At 71.7% G+C, this 14,971-nt stretch carries 13 protein-coding genes; 5 read left to right on the forward strand and 8 right to left on the reverse strand.

Going from position 1 to position 14,971, the window contains the following annotated elements; translation table 11 throughout:
* Positions 1 to 29 precede the first annotated feature (29 nt).
* Positions 30 to 1,064, reverse strand: a complete 1,035-nt coding sequence (locus ABEA82_RS24260; protein ID WP_345663731.1) for a LacI family DNA-binding transcriptional regulator — start codon at positions 1,062 to 1,064, stop codon at positions 30 to 32.
* Positions 1,061 to 3,451, reverse strand: a complete 2,391-nt coding sequence (locus tag ABEA82_RS24265; RefSeq protein WP_345663732.1) for a glycoside hydrolase family 2 protein — start codon at positions 3,449 to 3,451, stop codon at positions 1,061 to 1,063. The genes ABEA82_RS24260 and ABEA82_RS24265 overlap by 4 nt, the downstream gene beginning before the upstream one ends.
* 163 nt (positions 3,452 to 3,614) lie before the next feature.
* On the opposite strand from ABEA82_RS24265, the gene ABEA82_RS24270 reads away from it, so the two are divergent.
* Genes ABEA82_RS24270 through ABEA82_RS24280 form a run of 3 tightly spaced genes read left to right on the forward strand, consistent with a single transcriptional unit; the run spans position 3,615 to position 6,699 of the window.
* Positions 3,615 to 4,928, forward strand: a complete 1,314-nt coding sequence (locus ABEA82_RS24270) for an ABC transporter substrate-binding protein (RefSeq protein ID WP_345663733.1) — start codon at positions 3,615 to 3,617, stop codon at positions 4,926 to 4,928.
* Complete coding sequence (locus ABEA82_RS24275) at positions 4,928 to 5,872, forward strand: carbohydrate ABC transporter permease (protein WP_345663734.1); 945 nt, start codon at positions 4,928 to 4,930, stop codon at positions 5,870 to 5,872. The genes ABEA82_RS24270 and ABEA82_RS24275 overlap by 1 nt, the downstream gene beginning before the upstream one ends.
* Positions 5,869 to 6,699 (forward strand): carbohydrate ABC transporter permease, encoded by an 831-nt coding sequence (locus ABEA82_RS24280; protein WP_345663735.1) that lies wholly within the window; start codon positions 5,869 to 5,871, stop codon positions 6,697 to 6,699. Before ABEA82_RS24275 ends, ABEA82_RS24280 begins: the two co-directional genes overlap by 4 nt.
* Before the next feature lie 111 nt (positions 6,700 to 6,810).
* Here ABEA82_RS24280 and ABEA82_RS24285 read toward each other — a convergent pair whose 3' ends face one another.
* From ABEA82_RS24285 to ABEA82_RS24295, 3 genes are all read right to left on the reverse strand, one after another.
* Positions 6,811 to 8,100 carry a ribonuclease D gene (locus tag ABEA82_RS24285; RefSeq protein ID WP_345663736.1) on the reverse strand — a complete coding sequence of 430 codons (1,290 nt, stop codon included), beginning with the start codon at positions 8,098 to 8,100 and terminating at the stop codon, positions 6,811 to 6,813.
* A 186-nt stretch (positions 8,101 to 8,286) separates the two neighbouring features.
* The gene (locus ABEA82_RS24290) at positions 8,287 to 8,949 is read right to left on the reverse strand and encodes a response regulator transcription factor (RefSeq protein ID WP_003993737.1); all 663 of its coding nucleotides are present in this window, start codon (positions 8,947 to 8,949) and stop codon (positions 8,287 to 8,289) included.
* Positions 8,950 to 9,272: 323 nt separating this feature from the next.
* On the reverse strand, positions 9,273 to 9,947 hold the full coding sequence (locus ABEA82_RS24295) for a DUF3000 domain-containing protein (protein ID WP_345663737.1): 675 nt from the start codon (positions 9,945 to 9,947) through the stop codon (positions 9,273 to 9,275).
* A 101-nt stretch (positions 9,948 to 10,048) separates the two neighbouring features.
* Between ABEA82_RS24295 and hemE the strand changes: the two genes are divergently transcribed.
* On the forward strand, positions 10,049 to 11,116 hold the full coding sequence (gene hemE, locus ABEA82_RS24300; protein ID WP_345663738.1) for a uroporphyrinogen decarboxylase: 1,068 nt from the start codon (positions 10,049 to 10,051) through the stop codon (positions 11,114 to 11,116).
* A 21-nt stretch (positions 11,117 to 11,137) separates the two neighbouring features.
* On the opposite strand, the gene ABEA82_RS24305 is transcribed toward hemE, so the two are convergent.
* Positions 11,138 to 11,956 (reverse strand): rhomboid family intramembrane serine protease, encoded by an 819-nt coding sequence (locus ABEA82_RS24305; protein WP_345663739.1) that lies wholly within the window; start codon positions 11,954 to 11,956, stop codon positions 11,138 to 11,140.
* A gap of 136 nt (positions 11,957 to 12,092) precedes the next feature.
* Here ABEA82_RS24305 and ABEA82_RS24310 point away from each other — a divergent pair, with 136 nt between their 5' ends.
* Positions 12,093 to 12,425, forward strand: a complete 333-nt coding sequence (locus ABEA82_RS24310; RefSeq protein ID WP_003993741.1) for a hypothetical protein — start codon at positions 12,093 to 12,095, stop codon at positions 12,423 to 12,425.
* A gap of 100 nt (positions 12,426 to 12,525) precedes the next feature.
* Here the strand turns inward: ABEA82_RS24310 and ABEA82_RS24315 are convergent, their stop codons facing one another.
* Positions 12,526 to 13,923 (reverse strand): FAD-dependent oxidoreductase, encoded by a 1,398-nt coding sequence (locus ABEA82_RS24315; protein WP_345663740.1) that lies wholly within the window; start codon positions 13,921 to 13,923, stop codon positions 12,526 to 12,528.
* A gap of 27 nt (positions 13,924 to 13,950) precedes the next feature.
* Positions 13,951 to 14,955, reverse strand: a complete 1,005-nt coding sequence (locus ABEA82_RS24320) for a DUF4349 domain-containing protein (RefSeq protein ID WP_345663741.1) — start codon at positions 14,953 to 14,955, stop codon at positions 13,951 to 13,953.
* Positions 14,956 to 14,971: the final 16 nt, after the last annotated feature.

Here is a 14,971-nt window from a genome sequence, read left to right on the forward strand (position 1 = left end):
CGGAGCGGTGAAGGTCACATCCGAGGCACTCACCGAGGCGGCGCCGTGGACCCCCGAGGCGTCAGCACCGGAGTGGGCACGGGATGGGACCCGGCCTCACCCCCGGTGACCACCGAGAACAACGTCCGAGCCACCTCCGCCCCGAACCCGTGCACGTCATGACTCATCGCGGACAAGGTCGGATGCGTCAGCCGGCAGAGCTGCGAGTCGTCCCACGCCAGCAGGGACACATCCTCCGGCACCCGCAACCCCATCTCCGCCGCCACCGACAGCCCCGCCACCGCCATGACGTCGTTGTCGTACACGATCGCGGTCGGCCGGTCCGGTGCCGCCGCGGTCAGCAGCGACCGCGTCGCCCGCGCTCCCGCGTCCCCCGAGAAGTCCGTCGCCACCTGCCACGCCCCGGCCAGCTCCAGCGCCCCCGCCGCCTCGTCGAACGCCGCCGTCCGGATCGCCGTGTGCCCGAGGGCCGCCGCCCCGCCGACCCGGGCGATCCGCCGGTGCCCGAGCGCGGCCAGGTAGCGCACCGCTTCCGTCACGGCCGTGGCGTCGTCGGTCCACACGGAGGGGAGACCCCCGGTCAGCGAGGGATGCCCGACGGCGACCACCGGCAGCCCGAGCCCCTCCACCAGGCCCACCCGGGGATCGCCGGCCTGGAAGTCGACGAGGATCGACCCGCCGACCTGCCGCCCCCGCCACCACGCCTCCTGGACCCGCAGCTCCTCGTCCATGTTCCGGACGAGCCGCAGCAGCAGGGAGCAGGAGTGCTCGGCCAGGACGCTCTCCACGCCCGAGACGAACTCCATGTACCAGGGTTCGAGCCCGAGCATCCGCGCCGGGCGGCACACCGCGAGCCCCACCACGTCCACGCGGGACCCGGCCAGCGTCCGGGCCGTGAGGTTCGGCGCCCAGCCCAGCTCCCGCGCGGCCCGGAAGATCCGGTCCCGGGTCGCCTCCGACAGCCCGGGCTTGTGGTTGAAGGCGAGCGACACGGCACCCTTGGACACACCGGCGCGCGCGGCGACATCCCTGATGGTGACGCGGGGGGTCGGCGTAGCCGTCATCGGGTGGGCTCCACGCAGTACAGGGCCGAACGAGCGCTCCGGACGTCCGGAGTCTTCCAGCCGCGCACCCCGATGGTCACCTCTTCGCCCGGCAGCAGCGTGACCAGCCCCCGGTCGGCCCGCGCCCCCGGATCGAGCCGGTCGGCCTGGAGCAGCAGGTCCCGGACCAGGGTACGGGCGGTCACGGTGATGCCGTCAGGGACGAGCGCGACGTCGAACCGCGGGACGGGGTAGGGAATGTCCCGGTCGGCCCCAGGAAAGTACACCGCCCGCACCCCACCAGCACCCACGCCCGCATCCGCCACCAGGAACTCCTCCGGCCCGACCGGCGTCAGCTCGTGGGGGACGTCGAGTCGTGTCACGTTTCGTCGCGCGGCCGTCAGTCGCACGGTCGCCTGTGCCAGTAGCTCGCCCGCGACGGACATCCGTCGCAGGGTCAGCGTGCCCCTCCACTCCTGCGCCCCCTGGTTCACGGCGGCCAGCACCAGTCCGCCGTCCCCTGCCTGGAGGGTCAGCAGCCGGTCCGCGTACAGCCGTTTCAGCTCGTGGTACAGCGGCTTCTCCCGGCCGTCCCCGTCGATCGCCGCCCAGGACGTCACCGGCCAGCAGTCGTTGAGCTGCCAGACGACCGTGCCCGCGCACACCGGCCAGTGCGCGCGCCAGTGCTCGATCCCGGCCGCGACCGCCCGCGCCTGGTTGAGCTGCGTGAGGTAGTGCCAGCGGTCGAAGTCCCCGTCCGGCACGGCGAAGTGCCGTGCCAGCCCCCGCTCCAGCTTGCCGTTGCCGTCGTCGGCCTTCTGGTGGTGCAGCATGCCGGGGGAGTCCGGCGCGAGTTCCTCCCCGGGCAGCGCTCGCCGCAGCGTGGCGTACGCGGGCGGCGCCTGCCAGCCGAACTCGGCGACGAACCGGGGCACGCTCAGCCGGTAGTCGGCGTAGTCCTCCCGGTTCCACACCTCCCACGAGTGGTGGGTGCCGTGTGCCGGGTCGTTCGGGTGGTGCCGCCAGGACCCGGACCAGGGGCTGCCCGCCGTGTACGGCCGGGTCGGGTCCGACTCGGCCACCACACGCGGCAGCACACCCAGGTAGTACCCCTCGCCCCAGGAGTCCCCGGCCAGAGCCGGCTCCCATCCCCAGTCGCGGAAGCCCCACAGGTTCTCGTTGTTGCCGTTCCACAGCACCAGCGACGGATGGGGCATCAGCCGTACGACGTTCTCCCGCGCCTCGGCCTCCACCTCACCGCGCAGCGGCTGCTCCTCCGGGTAGGCCGCGCACGCGAACGGGAAGTCCTGCCAGACCAGCAGCCCGAGCTCGTCGCAGGCGTCGTAGAAGTCCTCGCTCTCGTAGATCCCGCCGCCCCAGACGCGTACGAGGTCCACGCCCGCGGCGGCGGCCTGCTCCAGCCGCTCCCGGTAGCGCGCGCGGGTGATCCGGGACGGGAAGACGTCGTCGGGGATCCAGTTGACCCCGCGTGCGAAGAGCCGCTCGCCGTTGACGACGAGGGTGAAGCCGGTGCCGTGCGCGTCGGATCGCCGGTCCAGCTCCACGGTCCGGAAGCCGATCCGCCGCCGCCACACGTCCAGCGCGTCGTCCCCGTGCAGCAGCCGCAACTCCACGTCGTACAGCGGCTGTTCGCCGTACCCGCGCGGCCACCACAACCGCGCGTCCGGCACCCGGAGCCGCACCACGCCGCCCGACCCGTCGACCGCAGCCCGTGCCCGCACCCCGCCCACCGTCGCCTCCACGGTGAGCGGCGCCTCCACCCGGGTCCGCTCGACGTCGACGGCCAGCTCGACGACGCCCACGCCCTCGTCGACGGTGACCAGCGGCCGCACCCGGGCGATCCGGGCCGTCGACCAGCGCTCCAGCCGCACCGGCCGCCAGATCCCCGCCGTCACCAGCGTCGGCCCCCAGTCCCAGCCGAAGGAGCAGGCCATCTTGCGCAGGTACTGGTAGGGCTCGGCGTACGCGGCGGGCCGCTCGCCCAGCCGCCCCCGCACGGCCTCGGCCTCGGCGTACGCCGAGACGAACCGCACGGACAGCCGCCCCGACAGGCCCGTCACGTCGAACCGGTACGAGCGGTGCATGTTCCGCACCGTCCCCAGCGGCTGCCCGTCCAGGGAGATCTCGGCGACGGTGTCGAGCCCGTCGAAGACCAGGTCAGTCTGCTCGTGCGCGACCGACGCGGACGAGCCCCCGAGCTCCCGCTCGTACGTCCAGTCGCGGCGCCCCACCCACGCCACCTCGGTCTCGTCGCGGCCGAGGAAGGGGTCCGGGATCACCCCGGCCGCCATCAGGTCGGTGTGCACGCAGCCCGGCACCGAGGCCGGCAGCGTGTCCGACTCGTGCCGCAGGATCCATCCGTCGCCGAGCGGTGTGGCCTCCAGCATGCGCACTCCCTTAACCGGTTCAGTGAAGAGTCGTGTGTGGCTTTCGCATCGTTGGCGGGAATGGGACTTTACCGGTTGAGAAAGCGCTGTCAGAGTGCCGAACCAGCCATACCGCACGTGCTCTTCCGTCCCGAGTTCCTCTCCGCGAACGGAGCTGATGCACATGAACCGCCGTACCGTCCTCGCCCTCGCCGTGGGCGCCGCCCTGCTGGCCTCCGGCTGCACGGGCACCGGAGGCTCCTCCCAGGGCGCGGATGCCGAGGCGCCCGACGACCCCGCCGAGGTCAGCGGAACCATCACCGTCCTCACCCACCGGACCGACCTCGTGCAGGACGGGACGATGAAGAAGTACGCCGCCGAGTTCAGCAAGACCTACCCGAAGGTGAAGGTCGAGTTCGACGGCATCACCGACTACGAGGGCGAAGTCAAGATCCGTATGAACACGGAGAACTACGGCGACGTCCTCATGATCCCGGGGGTGATCGAGAAGAAGGACTACCCCAGGTTCTTCGCCTCGCTGGGCAGCCAGGCCGAGCGGAGCAAGAAGTACCGCTTCACCGACTACACCACGGTCGAGGGCAAGGTCTACGGCCAGAGCCCGCTCGGCGCGGTCCCGGGGTTCGTCTACAACAAGAAGGTGTGGCGGGAGGCCGGCGTCACCGACTGGCCGAAGACCCCGGTCGAGTTCCTCGCCGACCTCAAGGCGATCAAGTCCAGGACCGACGCGATCCCGTACTACACCAACTTCAAGGACATGTGGCCGCTCACCCAGTGGACGCAGGTCAACGGCTCGGTCAGCTGCGACGAACAGGCCACCACCAAGCTCGCCGAGGGCGACCCATGGGCCGAGGGCGCCGACGTCCGGACTGCCGACACACTGCTCTACGACATCGTGCGCGAAGGGCTCGTCGAGAAGGACCCGACGACCACCAACTGGGAGGCCTCCAAGCCCAAGCTGGCCAAGGGGGAGATCGCCACGATGTGGCTCGGCTCCTGGGCCGTCATCCAGATGCGGGGCGCGGCGGAGCAGGCCGGCGCGGACCCCGGCGACATCGGCTTCATGCCCTTCCCGGCCCAGAAGAACGGCACCTTCTGCGCGGTGGCGCTGCCCGACTACAACCAGGCCGTCAACATCCACTCCGAGCACAAGGCCGCCGCCCGTGCCTGGATCGACTGGTTCACCGACAAGTCCGGCTACGCGACGGACAACCTGGCGCTGTCCCCGCTCAAGTCCGCCCCGCTGCCCGAGGTCCTGAAGCCGTACGAGCAGGCCGGGGTGAAGATCCTCGACCTCGACGACGCCAAGGGCGCCGAGGTGAAGACCATCGACAACCAGTCGGAGGTCGGCATCAACAAGCCCGACTACCGCCAGGACCTGGTCGACCTCGCCCGCGGCGCCACCAAGGGCAGCCTGGACGACTTCCTGGACGGCCTCGCGAAGAAGTGGACCAGCACCCAGCAGTCCCTGGGGTCCTGATGACGGACACGACCGAGAAAGCGGCCCGGGAGTCGGTGTCCGGGCCGCCCGCGGCCGGACCGGCCCCCGCCCCGCGCCCCGTGCGGTGGCGCGGGGCCACCCCCTGGCTCTTCCTGCTCGCCCCGCTCACGCTGCTGATCGTCTTCACGTACGCCCCGATCGCCAACATGGTCGCGTACAGCTTCACCGACTGGGACGGCGTGAGCCCCGAGCTGCACTACACCGGCGCCGAGAACTACGCCGAACTCTTCACCCGCTCCGACCTGTTCGAGGTCTTCTGGGTCAGCGGCTACTATCTGGCGGCCTCGGTCTTCCAGATCGTCGCCGCGCTCTACTTCGCCACGATCCTCAGCTTCAACGTCCGCTTCCGGAACTTCTTCAAGGGCGTGCTGTTCTTCCCGTACCTGATCAACGGGGTGGCGATCGGTTTCGTCTTCCTCTACTTCTTCCAGGACGGCGGCACCCTCGACTCGGTCCTCGGCCTCCTCGGCATCGAGACGGACCGCGCCTGGCTCGGCTCCCCGGCGTCGGCGAACACCTCCCTCGCCGCCGTCTCGGTCTGGCGCTACCTGGGCCTGAACTTCGTCCTCTTCCTGGGCGCGATCCAGTCCATCCCCGGGGAGCTCTACGAGGCGGCCGAGCTGGACGGCGCGAACCGCTGGCACCAGTTCCGCCACGTCATCGCGCCCGGCATCAAACCGGTGCTGTCCCTGACGGTGATCCTCTCGGTCTCCGGCTCGCTCTCGGTCTTCGAGATCCCGTACATCATGACCGGCGGGGCGACCGGCACCGAGACCTTCGTGATCCAGACCGTGAAGCTGGCCTTCCAGTTCAACAAGACGGGGCTCGCCTCGGCGGCCGCGATCGTGCTGCTGCTGATCGTCCTGGCGGTGACCTGGGTCCAGCGGCGCCTCGTCCCCGACGAGAAGGTGGACCTCGCATGACGCGCCGCGCGGTGGCCCGAACGCTGGTGTACCTGTCCCTGATCGCCGCGACGGTGGTGGTCCTGCTCCCGCTGGCGGCCGTACTCCTGACGTCCCTGAAGTCCGAGCGGGAGATGGCGGACGACAGCGGCGCCCTCGCCCTCCCCGACGACCCGCTCAACTTCCACAACTACGCGACGGCCTTCCAGGACGGCCGGATGCTGTCGGCGTTCGCCAACACGGCGGTCATCCTGCTCTTCGCCATCGGCGGCACGGTCCTGATCGGCTCGATGACGGCGTACGCGATCGACCGCTTCACCTTCCGCTTCAGGAAGCTGGTCGTGGCCCTGTTCCTGATCGCCGCGCTGGTCCCCGGTGTCACGACCCAGGTGGCGACCTTCCAGATCGTGAACAGCTTCGGCATGTTCGACAGCCTGTGGGCGCCGATCGCCCTCTACATGGGCACGGACATCGTCTCGATCTACATCTTCCTGCAGTTCGTACGGTCCATCCCGACCTCGCTGGACGAGGCGGCCCGCCTGGACGGCGCCAACGCCTTCACGATCTACCGCAGGATCATCTTCCCGCTGCTGAAGCCGGCTATCGCGACGGTGGTGATCGTCAAGGGCATCACCACCTACAACGACTTCTACATCCCGTTCCTCTACCTGCCCTCCGAGGATCTTGGCGTGATCTCGACGTCCCTGTTCCGCTTCAAGGGCCCCTTCGGCGCCCACTGGGAGACCATCTCGGCAGGAGCGATCCTCGTGATCGCCCCGACCCTGATCGTCTTCCTGTTCCTCCAGCGCTTCATCTACAACGGCTTCACGCGAGGGGCCACGAAGTAAGCGCCCTTCTTGTCAGGGGCGCGGGACTGTGCCGATACGCGGCTCCGCCGCGTGGGCGCGATCCACCACGACACACCCGCGGCCGCCGTACGACGAGAGGCTCTGCGGCGGCTAGGCCTCCTTCGCGGCCAGAGCCTCCACCAGAACCGGCGTGACCTGCTCGACCTGCCACTGACGCGCGCCATGCCCGGCCAGCGCGGCGGCCACGGACTCGGCGTCGACAACCGCCGGCGGCTCCCAGCAGACCCGCCGCACCGTGTCCGGCGTGATCAGGTTCTCCTGCGGCATGTTGAGCTCCTCGGCCAACGCCGAGACTCCGGCCCGAGCCGCCGACAACCGCGCCGCGGCCGCCGGGTCCTTGTCGGCCCAGGAGCGGGGCGGCGGCGGCCCCGCGACAGGCTGCCCCGGCTGCGGCAACTGCGCCTCGCTCAGCCCCTTCGCCCGGTCCACCGCCGCCTGCCACTGCTCCAGCTGCCGCTTGCCCATCCGGTGTCCGTACCCGTTCAGCGCGGCCAGCGCGTGCACGTTGGCCGGAAGGGCCAGCGCGGCCTCCACGATCGCCGCGTCCCCGAGCACCTTGCCGGGGGAGACGTCCCGCCGCTGTGCGATCCGGTCACGGGTCTGCCACAGCTCCCGTACGACGGCCAGCTGCCGTCGCCGGCGCACCTTGTGCATCCCGGACGTACGCCGCCAGGGGTCCTTGCGCGGCTCCGGCGGCGGGGCGGAGGCGATCGCGTCGAACTCCTGGCGGGCCCAGTCCAGCTTGCCCTGCCGGTCCAGCTCCTTCTCCAGCGCGTCGCGGAGGTCGACGAGCAGCTCGACGTCCAGCGCCGCGTACCGCAGCCAGGGCTCGGGCAGCGGGCGGGTGGACCAGTCGACGGCGGAGTGTCCCTTCTCCAGGACGTAACCGAGGACGCCCTCGACCATCGCGCCGAGGCCGACCCGGGGGAACCCGGCGAGCCGCCCGGCGAGCTCGGTGTCGAACAGCCGCGTCGGCACCATGCCTATCTCGCGCAGGCAGGGCAGGTCCTGGGTGGCGGCGTGCAGCACCCACTCGACGCCGGACAGGGCCTCGCCGAGGGCGGAGAGGTCGGGGCAGGCCACGGGGTCGATCAGCGCGGTTCCGGCGCCCTCGCGGCGCAGCTGCACCAGGTAGGCGCGCTGCCCGTAGCGGTAGCCGGACGCCCGCTCGGCGTCGACGGCGACCGGGCCGGTGCCCGCCGCGAAGGCGGCGATCACCCGGGCCAGGGCGGTCTCGTCCGCGATCACGGGCGGAATGCCCTCACGCGGCTCCAGCAAAGGGATCGGCGCCTCCGTAGCAGAAGTTTTGCCGTCGTCCGGAGGGGCGCCTCCGGTGGTTCGCAGTGAGCTGTCTGCTGCGGTCTCGTGGGCGTCGGTCACATGTCAAGGGTATCCGTGTATGGACAGCGCCCGCCGACGGAACGTTCCGTCGACGGGCACCCGGGGGTCGCAAACCAGTCAGGTCGGGGAAACATCGGGTTCGCGAGCCGGGCGGGCGGGGACGGGATTCACGGTCCGATGCCGTTCAGGTGAGTGAATGATCACGAAGGGTCATCGGAAAGAGGGTCAGTGAATGATCCCGGTCCGCAGTGCGACCGCGACCATCCCGGCCCGGTCGCCCGTGCCGAGCTTGCGGGCGATGCGGGCGAGGTGGCTCTTCACGGTGAGGGCGGACAGGCCCATGGAGACGCCGATCGCCTTGTTCGACTGGCCCTCGGCGACCAGGCGCAGCACCTCGACCTCGCGGCCGGACAGCTCGCGGTAACCGCCCGGGTGGCTCGGGGCGCCCGGGGGGCGGCGGTGCAGACGGGCGGCGGCGGCGCCGATGGGGGCGGCGCCCGGGCGGGTGGGGAGCCCGACGTTGGTGCGCGTGCCGGTGACGACGTAGCCCTTCACACCGCCGGCGAGGGCGTTGCGCACGGCGCCGATGTCGTCGGCGGCGGAGAGGGCGAGCCCGTTGGGCCAGCCCGCGGCGCGGGTCTCCGACAGCAGGGTGAGGCCGGAGCCGTCGGGCAGGTGGACGTCGGCGACGCAGATGTCGCGGGGGTTGCCGATGCGGGGACGAGCCTCCGCGATGGACGAGGCCTCGATGACATCGCGTACACCGAGCGCCCACAGGTGGCGGGTGACGGTGGAGCGAACACGCGGGTCGGCCACGACCACCATGGCGGTGGGCTTGTTCGGGCGGTAGGCGACCAGGCTTGCGGGCTGCTCGAGGAGAACGGACACCAGGCCTCCTGGGGTGCGGGACGGGGCCGGCTCGTGGGGGTGAAGCCGGGACGAACCGTGCTTTCAAGGTCACAGTCGTCTTCGGCACCCAGTCCGTCCGCCTTTAGAGAATGATCACGAATCGGTGATAACAATCCGTGCAATTCGGACACGCGGTCGATCATTCGAAGGTCGAACGGTTTCGCTCTGCGTCGCTACGCGGTCGAAAGTGGCCGTATCGACAAAGTGATTCGGCCAAGAGAGGGACGCAGGTGTGATCGTCGACAGGGCATGGTTGACCGCCCCGTACAGGTTCGATCAGTACGGGGTCGGAACGGGTTCGATCAGCGGGACTGGGGCCCTCGCCGCTGCGGCAGCGTCACCACCGACGCGTCCCCGGGCCCGGCCGGCGGCAGGCCCGCGACCTGGGCGAGGAGGTCGCACCAGGACGCCAGGTGCGCGGCCGTGTCCGGAACCCCGCCCAGGCCCTCGCGCGGCGTCCACGACGCCCGGATCTCGATCTGCGAGGCGGCGGGGCGCGCGGACAGCCCGCCGAAGTAGTGGGAGCTCGCACGCGTGACGGTGCCGCTCGGCTCCCCGTACGTCAGCCCGCGCGCCTGGAGCGCGCCGGTCAGCCAGGACCAGCACACCTCCGGCAGCAGCGGATCCGCGGCCATCTCCGACTCCAGCTCCGCCCGCACCAGCGTCACCAGCCGGAACGTGCCCCGCCACGCGTCGTGCCCGGCCGGGTCGTGCAGCAGCACCAGCCGGCCGTCGGCCAGGTCCTGGTCGCCGTCGACGACCGCGGCCTCCAGCGCGTAGGAGTACGGGGCGAGCCGCTTCGGCGGGGGCGTCGGCTCGACCTCGATCTGGGGCCGCAGCCGCGCCGCCCTGAGCGCCTCGACGGCGGCCCGGAAGGGCAGCGGGGAGGTGTCCGCCTCCCGCCGGTCTTTCTCGGTGTCCTTCGCTTCGTCCATTCCGCCAGCGCCGTCCGACAGTCGTCCCTGAGCCGCAGCCATGCGGGAAGATTACGGGGACCGGAGCCCGGGTGCCGGGCTAGACACCCCGCGCCTCTCCAGGGGCTGAATCACGCCCATGCGCGGCGTGCGAAACTTGCCCCGTGAGTGCCAACGACGCCCCCCGGGCCCAGCAGCCGTCCGCCCCGTACGACTCCGCCTTCCTCAAGGCCTGCCGGCGCGAGCCCGTTCCCCACACGCCCGTGTGGTTCATGCGGCAGGCCGGGCGCTCACTGCCGGAGTACCGCAAGGTGCGCGAGGGCATTCCGATGCTCGAGTCCTGCATGCGGCCCGAACTGGTCACCGAGATCACCCTCCAGCCGGTGCGCCGGCACAACGTGGACGCGGCGATCTACTTCAGCGACATCGTCGTCCCGCTCAAGGCCATCGGCGTCGACCTCGACATCAAGCCCGGCGTCGGCCCGGTCGTCGAGCACCCGATCCGCACCCGCGAGGACCTCGCCCAACTGCGCGACCTGACCCCCGAGGACGTCTCCTACGTCACCGAGGCCATCGGCCTGCTCACCCGCGAGCTCGGCGCCACGCCCCTCATCGGCTTCGCCGGCGCCCCCTTCACCCTCGCCAGCTACCTCGTCGAGGGCGGCCCGTCCCGCACGTACGAGAACGCCAAGGCGATGATGTACGGCGACCCCGAGCTCTGGGCCGACCTGCTCGACCGCCTCGCCGGCATCACGGCCGCCTTCCTGAAGGTGCAGATCGAGGCGGGCGCCTCGGCGGTCCAGCTGTTCGACTCCTGGGCGGGCGCCCTGGCCCCCGTCGACTACCGGCGCTCGGTGCTGCCGGCGTCGGCGAAGGTGTTCGACGCCGTGGCCGGCTACGGCGTGCCGCGCATCCACTTCGGCGTCGGCACCGGCGAGCTGCTCCCGCTCATGGGCGAGGCCGGGGCGGACGTCGTCGGCGTCGACTGGCGCGTCCCCATGGACGAGGCCGCGCGCCGCGTCGGCCCCGGCAAGGCGCTCCAGGGCAACCTCGACCCGACCGTGCTGTTCGCCCCGACGGAGGCCGTCGAGGCCAAGACCCGGGAGGTCCTGGACGCGGCGGCGGGCCTGGAGGGCCACGTCTTCAACCTCGGCCACGGCGTCATGCCGAGCACGGACCCGGACGCGCTGACGCGGCTGGTGGAGTACGTCCACACGCACACCGCCCGCTGACGGACCCGCGAGCCGCGGGCCCTACCAGCCCGGTCGCGCCCGCCTGCCGAAGAGGATGCCGCGCGGCTCCGGTGGCGGTGGCGTGCCGGGCCGCAACGGCCAGGCGATCAGCATGCCGGCGACAAAGCCCGCGACGTGTGCCGCGTACGCCACCGTCCCGGCGTCGGAGACGCCCTCGCCGGAGGAGTACACCGCCTGGAGGACGAACCAGAAGCCCAGCACGATCCAGGCCGGCAGCCGCAGCGGCAGGAAGATCAGGAACGGCACCAGGACCCACACCCGGGCCTTCGGGTAGAGCACCAGATAGGCGCCCAGCACCCCGGCGATCGCCCCCGACGCGCCGATCAGGGGGGCGCCCGAGCCGGCGTTGAGGAGCGCGAAGCCGTACCCCGCCGCGTAACCGCAGACGACGTAGAAGAGCAGGAACCGGAGGTGGCCCATCCGGTCCTCGATGTTGTTGCCGAAGATCCACAGGAACAGCATGTTGCCCAGCAGGTGCAGCCAACTCCCGTGCAGGAACATCGCCGTCAGGACGCTGAGTTCCGGGGACTTGTCGTAGGGCGGCGGGCCGACGACACAGCCGGCTCCCTGCGCGCCGACTCCGACGTCGCCCGTGGGCACCAGCCGTGGCAGCTGATGGTGGATCAGCTCCCGTGGCACCGCCGCGTAGTGGTCCAGGAAGGCCTGGAGGTGGCACAGCTGGGCCAGGCTGCTGTCGCCCGTCAGGGAGCCGGCCATGCCGGGGGTGCGCAGGAACACGACGATGTTGGCGGTGAGCAGGGCGTACGTCACCCAGGGGGTGCGTCGCACGGGGTTCACGTCATGGACGGGGATGACCACACCACACGTGTGCCCGAAGAAGCGCCGATGAATCGGCGGGATGTGGCTGAACGCAGCCGTGCGGGTGTGCGTATGTGTCGGCAACCGCCCGCGGCGCGGGGAAGGCGGGTCGCGGGGCCGACGTGAGGAACAGGCGATGAACGACCGAGTTACTCCCGCGATGCACGCGCTGCCCGACGGTGAGGCGGAGCTCACGCTGGTGGTGCGGCTGCCCTGGGAGGACGTGGCGCGCCTCGGCCAGGAGGCCGGGCGGCTGGCCTCCCAGATGCGGCGGCCCGTGACGCTGGATGAGGCGGTGAGTCACCGGTTGCGTTCGTCGCGGGTGGCCGCGCATGCGAAGCCGGCGGGGGAGCAGCCGCCGGCGGTGACGGCTGCTTCGGCGTCGGTTTCGTCCTTGCCGTCCCGGCCTCCGGCGGAGCAGGCGCGGCAGGCCATTGACCGGATCAACGGGACGGCTGGGACTGCGTAGGGGTTTCGCCGTGGGGGCGCGGGGGGCGCTGCCGGGCGCGGGCTCGTTGTGGTTGCCCGCGCAGTTCCCCGCGCCCCTGAGGCAATGACCGCACCGTCCCTTACACCGAACTGCGGACCTTCGCCGCCGCCTTGCGGGCTGCTACCAGGACGGGGTCCCAGACCGGGGAGAAGGGTGGGGCGTAGCCCAGGTCCAGGGCCGTCATCTGTTCCGCCGTCATGCCCGCCGTGAGGGCGACCGCCGCGATGTCGACCCGTTTGCCCGCGCCCTCCCTGCCGACGATCTGGACGCCGAGGAGGCGGCCCGTGCGGTGCTCGGCGAGCATCTTGACCGTCATGGGGGAGGAGTTCGGGTAGTAGCCCGCGCGGCTGGTCGACTCGATGGTGACCGCCTCGAAGCGCAGGCCCACACGGTGGGCGTCCTTCTCGCGCAGTCCCGTGCGGGCGATCTCCAGGTCGCAGACCTTGCTGACCGCGGTGCCCACCACGCCCGGGAACGTGGCGTAGCCGCCTCCGGCGTTGGTGCCGATGACCTGGCCGTGTTTGTTGGCGTGCGTGCCGAGCGCGATGTGCCGTTCCTGGCCGGAGACCAGGTCGAGGACCTCGACGCAGTCGCCGCCGGCCCAGATGTCCTCGTGGCCGCGGACCCGCATCGAGCGGTCGGTGAGGAGGCCGTCGTGCGTGCCCAGCGGGAGTCCGGCCGCCTTCGCGAGCGCCGTCTCGGGGCGGACGCCGATGCCGAGCACGACGACGTCCGCCGGGAACTCCCGGTCCCGCGTGGCCACCGCGCGTACCCGGCCGTCGTCACCCGTCAGGACCTCGGTGACCTCGGCGTCGTCGACCATCCTGATGCCCAGGCCCTCCATGGCCTCGTGCACCAGGCGGCCCATGTCGGGGTCGAGCGTCGACATGGGCTCGCTGCCCCGGTTGACGACCGTCACCTCGTAGCCGCGGTTGATGAGCGCCTCGGCCATCTCCACACCGATGTACCCGGCCCCGACGACCACCGCGCGGCGGCCACGCGTGCGTTCCAGCGTGTCGAGCAGCGCCTGGCCGTCGTCCAGGGTCTGCACACCGTGCACCCCGGGAGCGTCGATGCCGGGGATGTCGGGGCGGATCGGCCGGGCACCGGTCGCGATCACGAGCTTGTCGTACGACGTCCAGGACTCGGCGCCGGAATCGACGTCGCGCGCGCGGACCCGCTGCCCGTCGACGTCGAGTTCCATGACCTCGGTACGCAGCCGCAGATCGATGTCCCGCGCGCGATGCTCCTCGGGCGTGCGGGCGACGAGCTTGTCCCGGTCCGGGACGTCGCCGCCCACCCAGTACGGGATCCCGCACGCCGAGTACGACGTGAAGGTGCCGCGTTCGAACGCCACGATCTCCAGCTCGTCGGGCTTCCTCAGACGGCGTGCCTGCGACGCCGCGGACATCCCCGCGGCGTCGCCGCCGATCACGACCAGTCGCTCCCGTGTACCCCGCGTACGGCTCATGCTCATGCGAACACGCTACGGGAGCACGGCATTTCAGTCCTGCTCGCCCGGGGTGCGCGGCCCCTGGGACTCAGGCGCCGGCCGGGCCGTCGGCAGCGGGCCGAGCGTGCTCGTCGCGGGCGCGGGCCGCGGGCGGCGGGGGAGGCGAGGGCGTACGACGCGCAGCCAGATCAGCGTGATCAGGGCGGCCACCGCCGCGAACGGCAGGAGCGCGCCGACTGCCACCGCGAGCCAGCGCAGCATCGTCACGAACGCGCCCCAGCCGCCCGCCAGCGCGTCCACGAACCCCGGGTCGTCGTCCTTCTCGGCCTTCTTCACCGGTGTCTCGGACAGCGTGAGGGTGATGGTGGCCAGGCTCGTGCGGTCCTTCAGGGACGCCTGGCGCGCGAGCAGCGCCTCCAGGTCGGCCTGGCGAGTGCTCAGTTCGCCCTCCAGGGTCACCACGTCGCTGATCCTCGAGGCCCGCTCCATCAGCTCGCGGATCCGGGCCACGCTCGCCCGCTGCGACTTGATCCGGCTCTCCACGTCCACGACCTGGTCGGTGACGTCCTCCGCCTTCGCGTTGCGGTCGAGGAGCTTGCCCGCGCCCTCCAGCCCGGTGAGGACCTCGTCGTACTTCTCCACGGGCACCCGCAGCACGACCCGGGTCCGCTCGTGGCCCTCCTCGTCCCGGGTGGTGGTCTCGTCCCCGACGTACCCGCCCGCGCTCTCGGTGCCGGCGCGGGCCTGGGTGAGGGCCTCCGGGACGTCCTTGACCTGCACGGTCAGCGAGGCCGTGCGGATGATGTGGGTCGCGGTGAGCTTCGGCGGCGCGGTCGCCCCGGCTCCGCCTCCCGCGCCGCCGGGGGCGGCCTCGCGTGCGCCCGCCTTGCCGTCCGCCTGAGGGCCGGCGCCCGCGTTGTCGGCGGCGGCACTGCCGCCGGACGCGTCGTCCCCGGCGCTGCACCCGGTGAGCGCGAGGGCCGCGGCCAGCAGGAGTGCGGCCAGGGCCGGGACCGGGCGGCGTACGGAACGTCGTACGGGTCGTGGTGTGCGCATACGGGCATCCCCCGAG

Source organism: Streptomyces venetus, from assembly GCF_039540295.1.
GTDB classification, from domain to species: domain Bacteria; phylum Actinomycetota; class Actinomycetes; order Streptomycetales; family Streptomycetaceae; genus Streptomyces; species Streptomyces venetus.

Coding starts and splice junctions, on each gene's coding strand:
- ABEA82_RS24260 (WP_345663731.1), bottom strand. CDS start 1,064: ATGACGGCTACGCCGACCCCCCGCGTCACCATCAGGGATGTCGCCGCG.
- ABEA82_RS24265 (WP_345663732.1), bottom strand. CDS start 3,451: ATGCTGGAGGCCACACCGCTCGGCGACGGATGGATCCTGCGGCACGAG.
- ABEA82_RS24270 (WP_345663733.1), top strand. CDS start 3,615: ATGAACCGCCGTACCGTCCTCGCCCTCGCCGTGGGCGCCGCCCTGCTG.
- ABEA82_RS24275 (WP_345663734.1), top strand. CDS start 4,928: ATGACGGACACGACCGAGAAAGCGGCCCGGGAGTCGGTGTCCGGGCCG.
- ABEA82_RS24280 (WP_345663735.1), top strand. CDS start 5,869: ATGACGCGCCGCGCGGTGGCCCGAACGCTGGTGTACCTGTCCCTGATC.
- ABEA82_RS24295 (WP_345663737.1), bottom strand. CDS start 9,947: ATGGCTGCGGCTCAGGGACGACTGTCGGACGGCGCTGGCGGAATGGAC.
- ABEA82_RS24310 (WP_003993741.1), top strand. CDS start 12,093: ATGAACGACCGAGTTACTCCCGCGATGCACGCGCTGCCCGACGGTGAG.
- ABEA82_RS24315 (WP_345663740.1), bottom strand. CDS start 13,923: ATGAGCATGAGCCGTACGCGGGGTACACGGGAGCGACTGGTCGTGATC.
- ABEA82_RS24320 (WP_345663741.1), bottom strand. CDS start 14,955: ATGCGCACACCACGACCCGTACGACGTTCCGTACGCCGCCCGGTCCCG.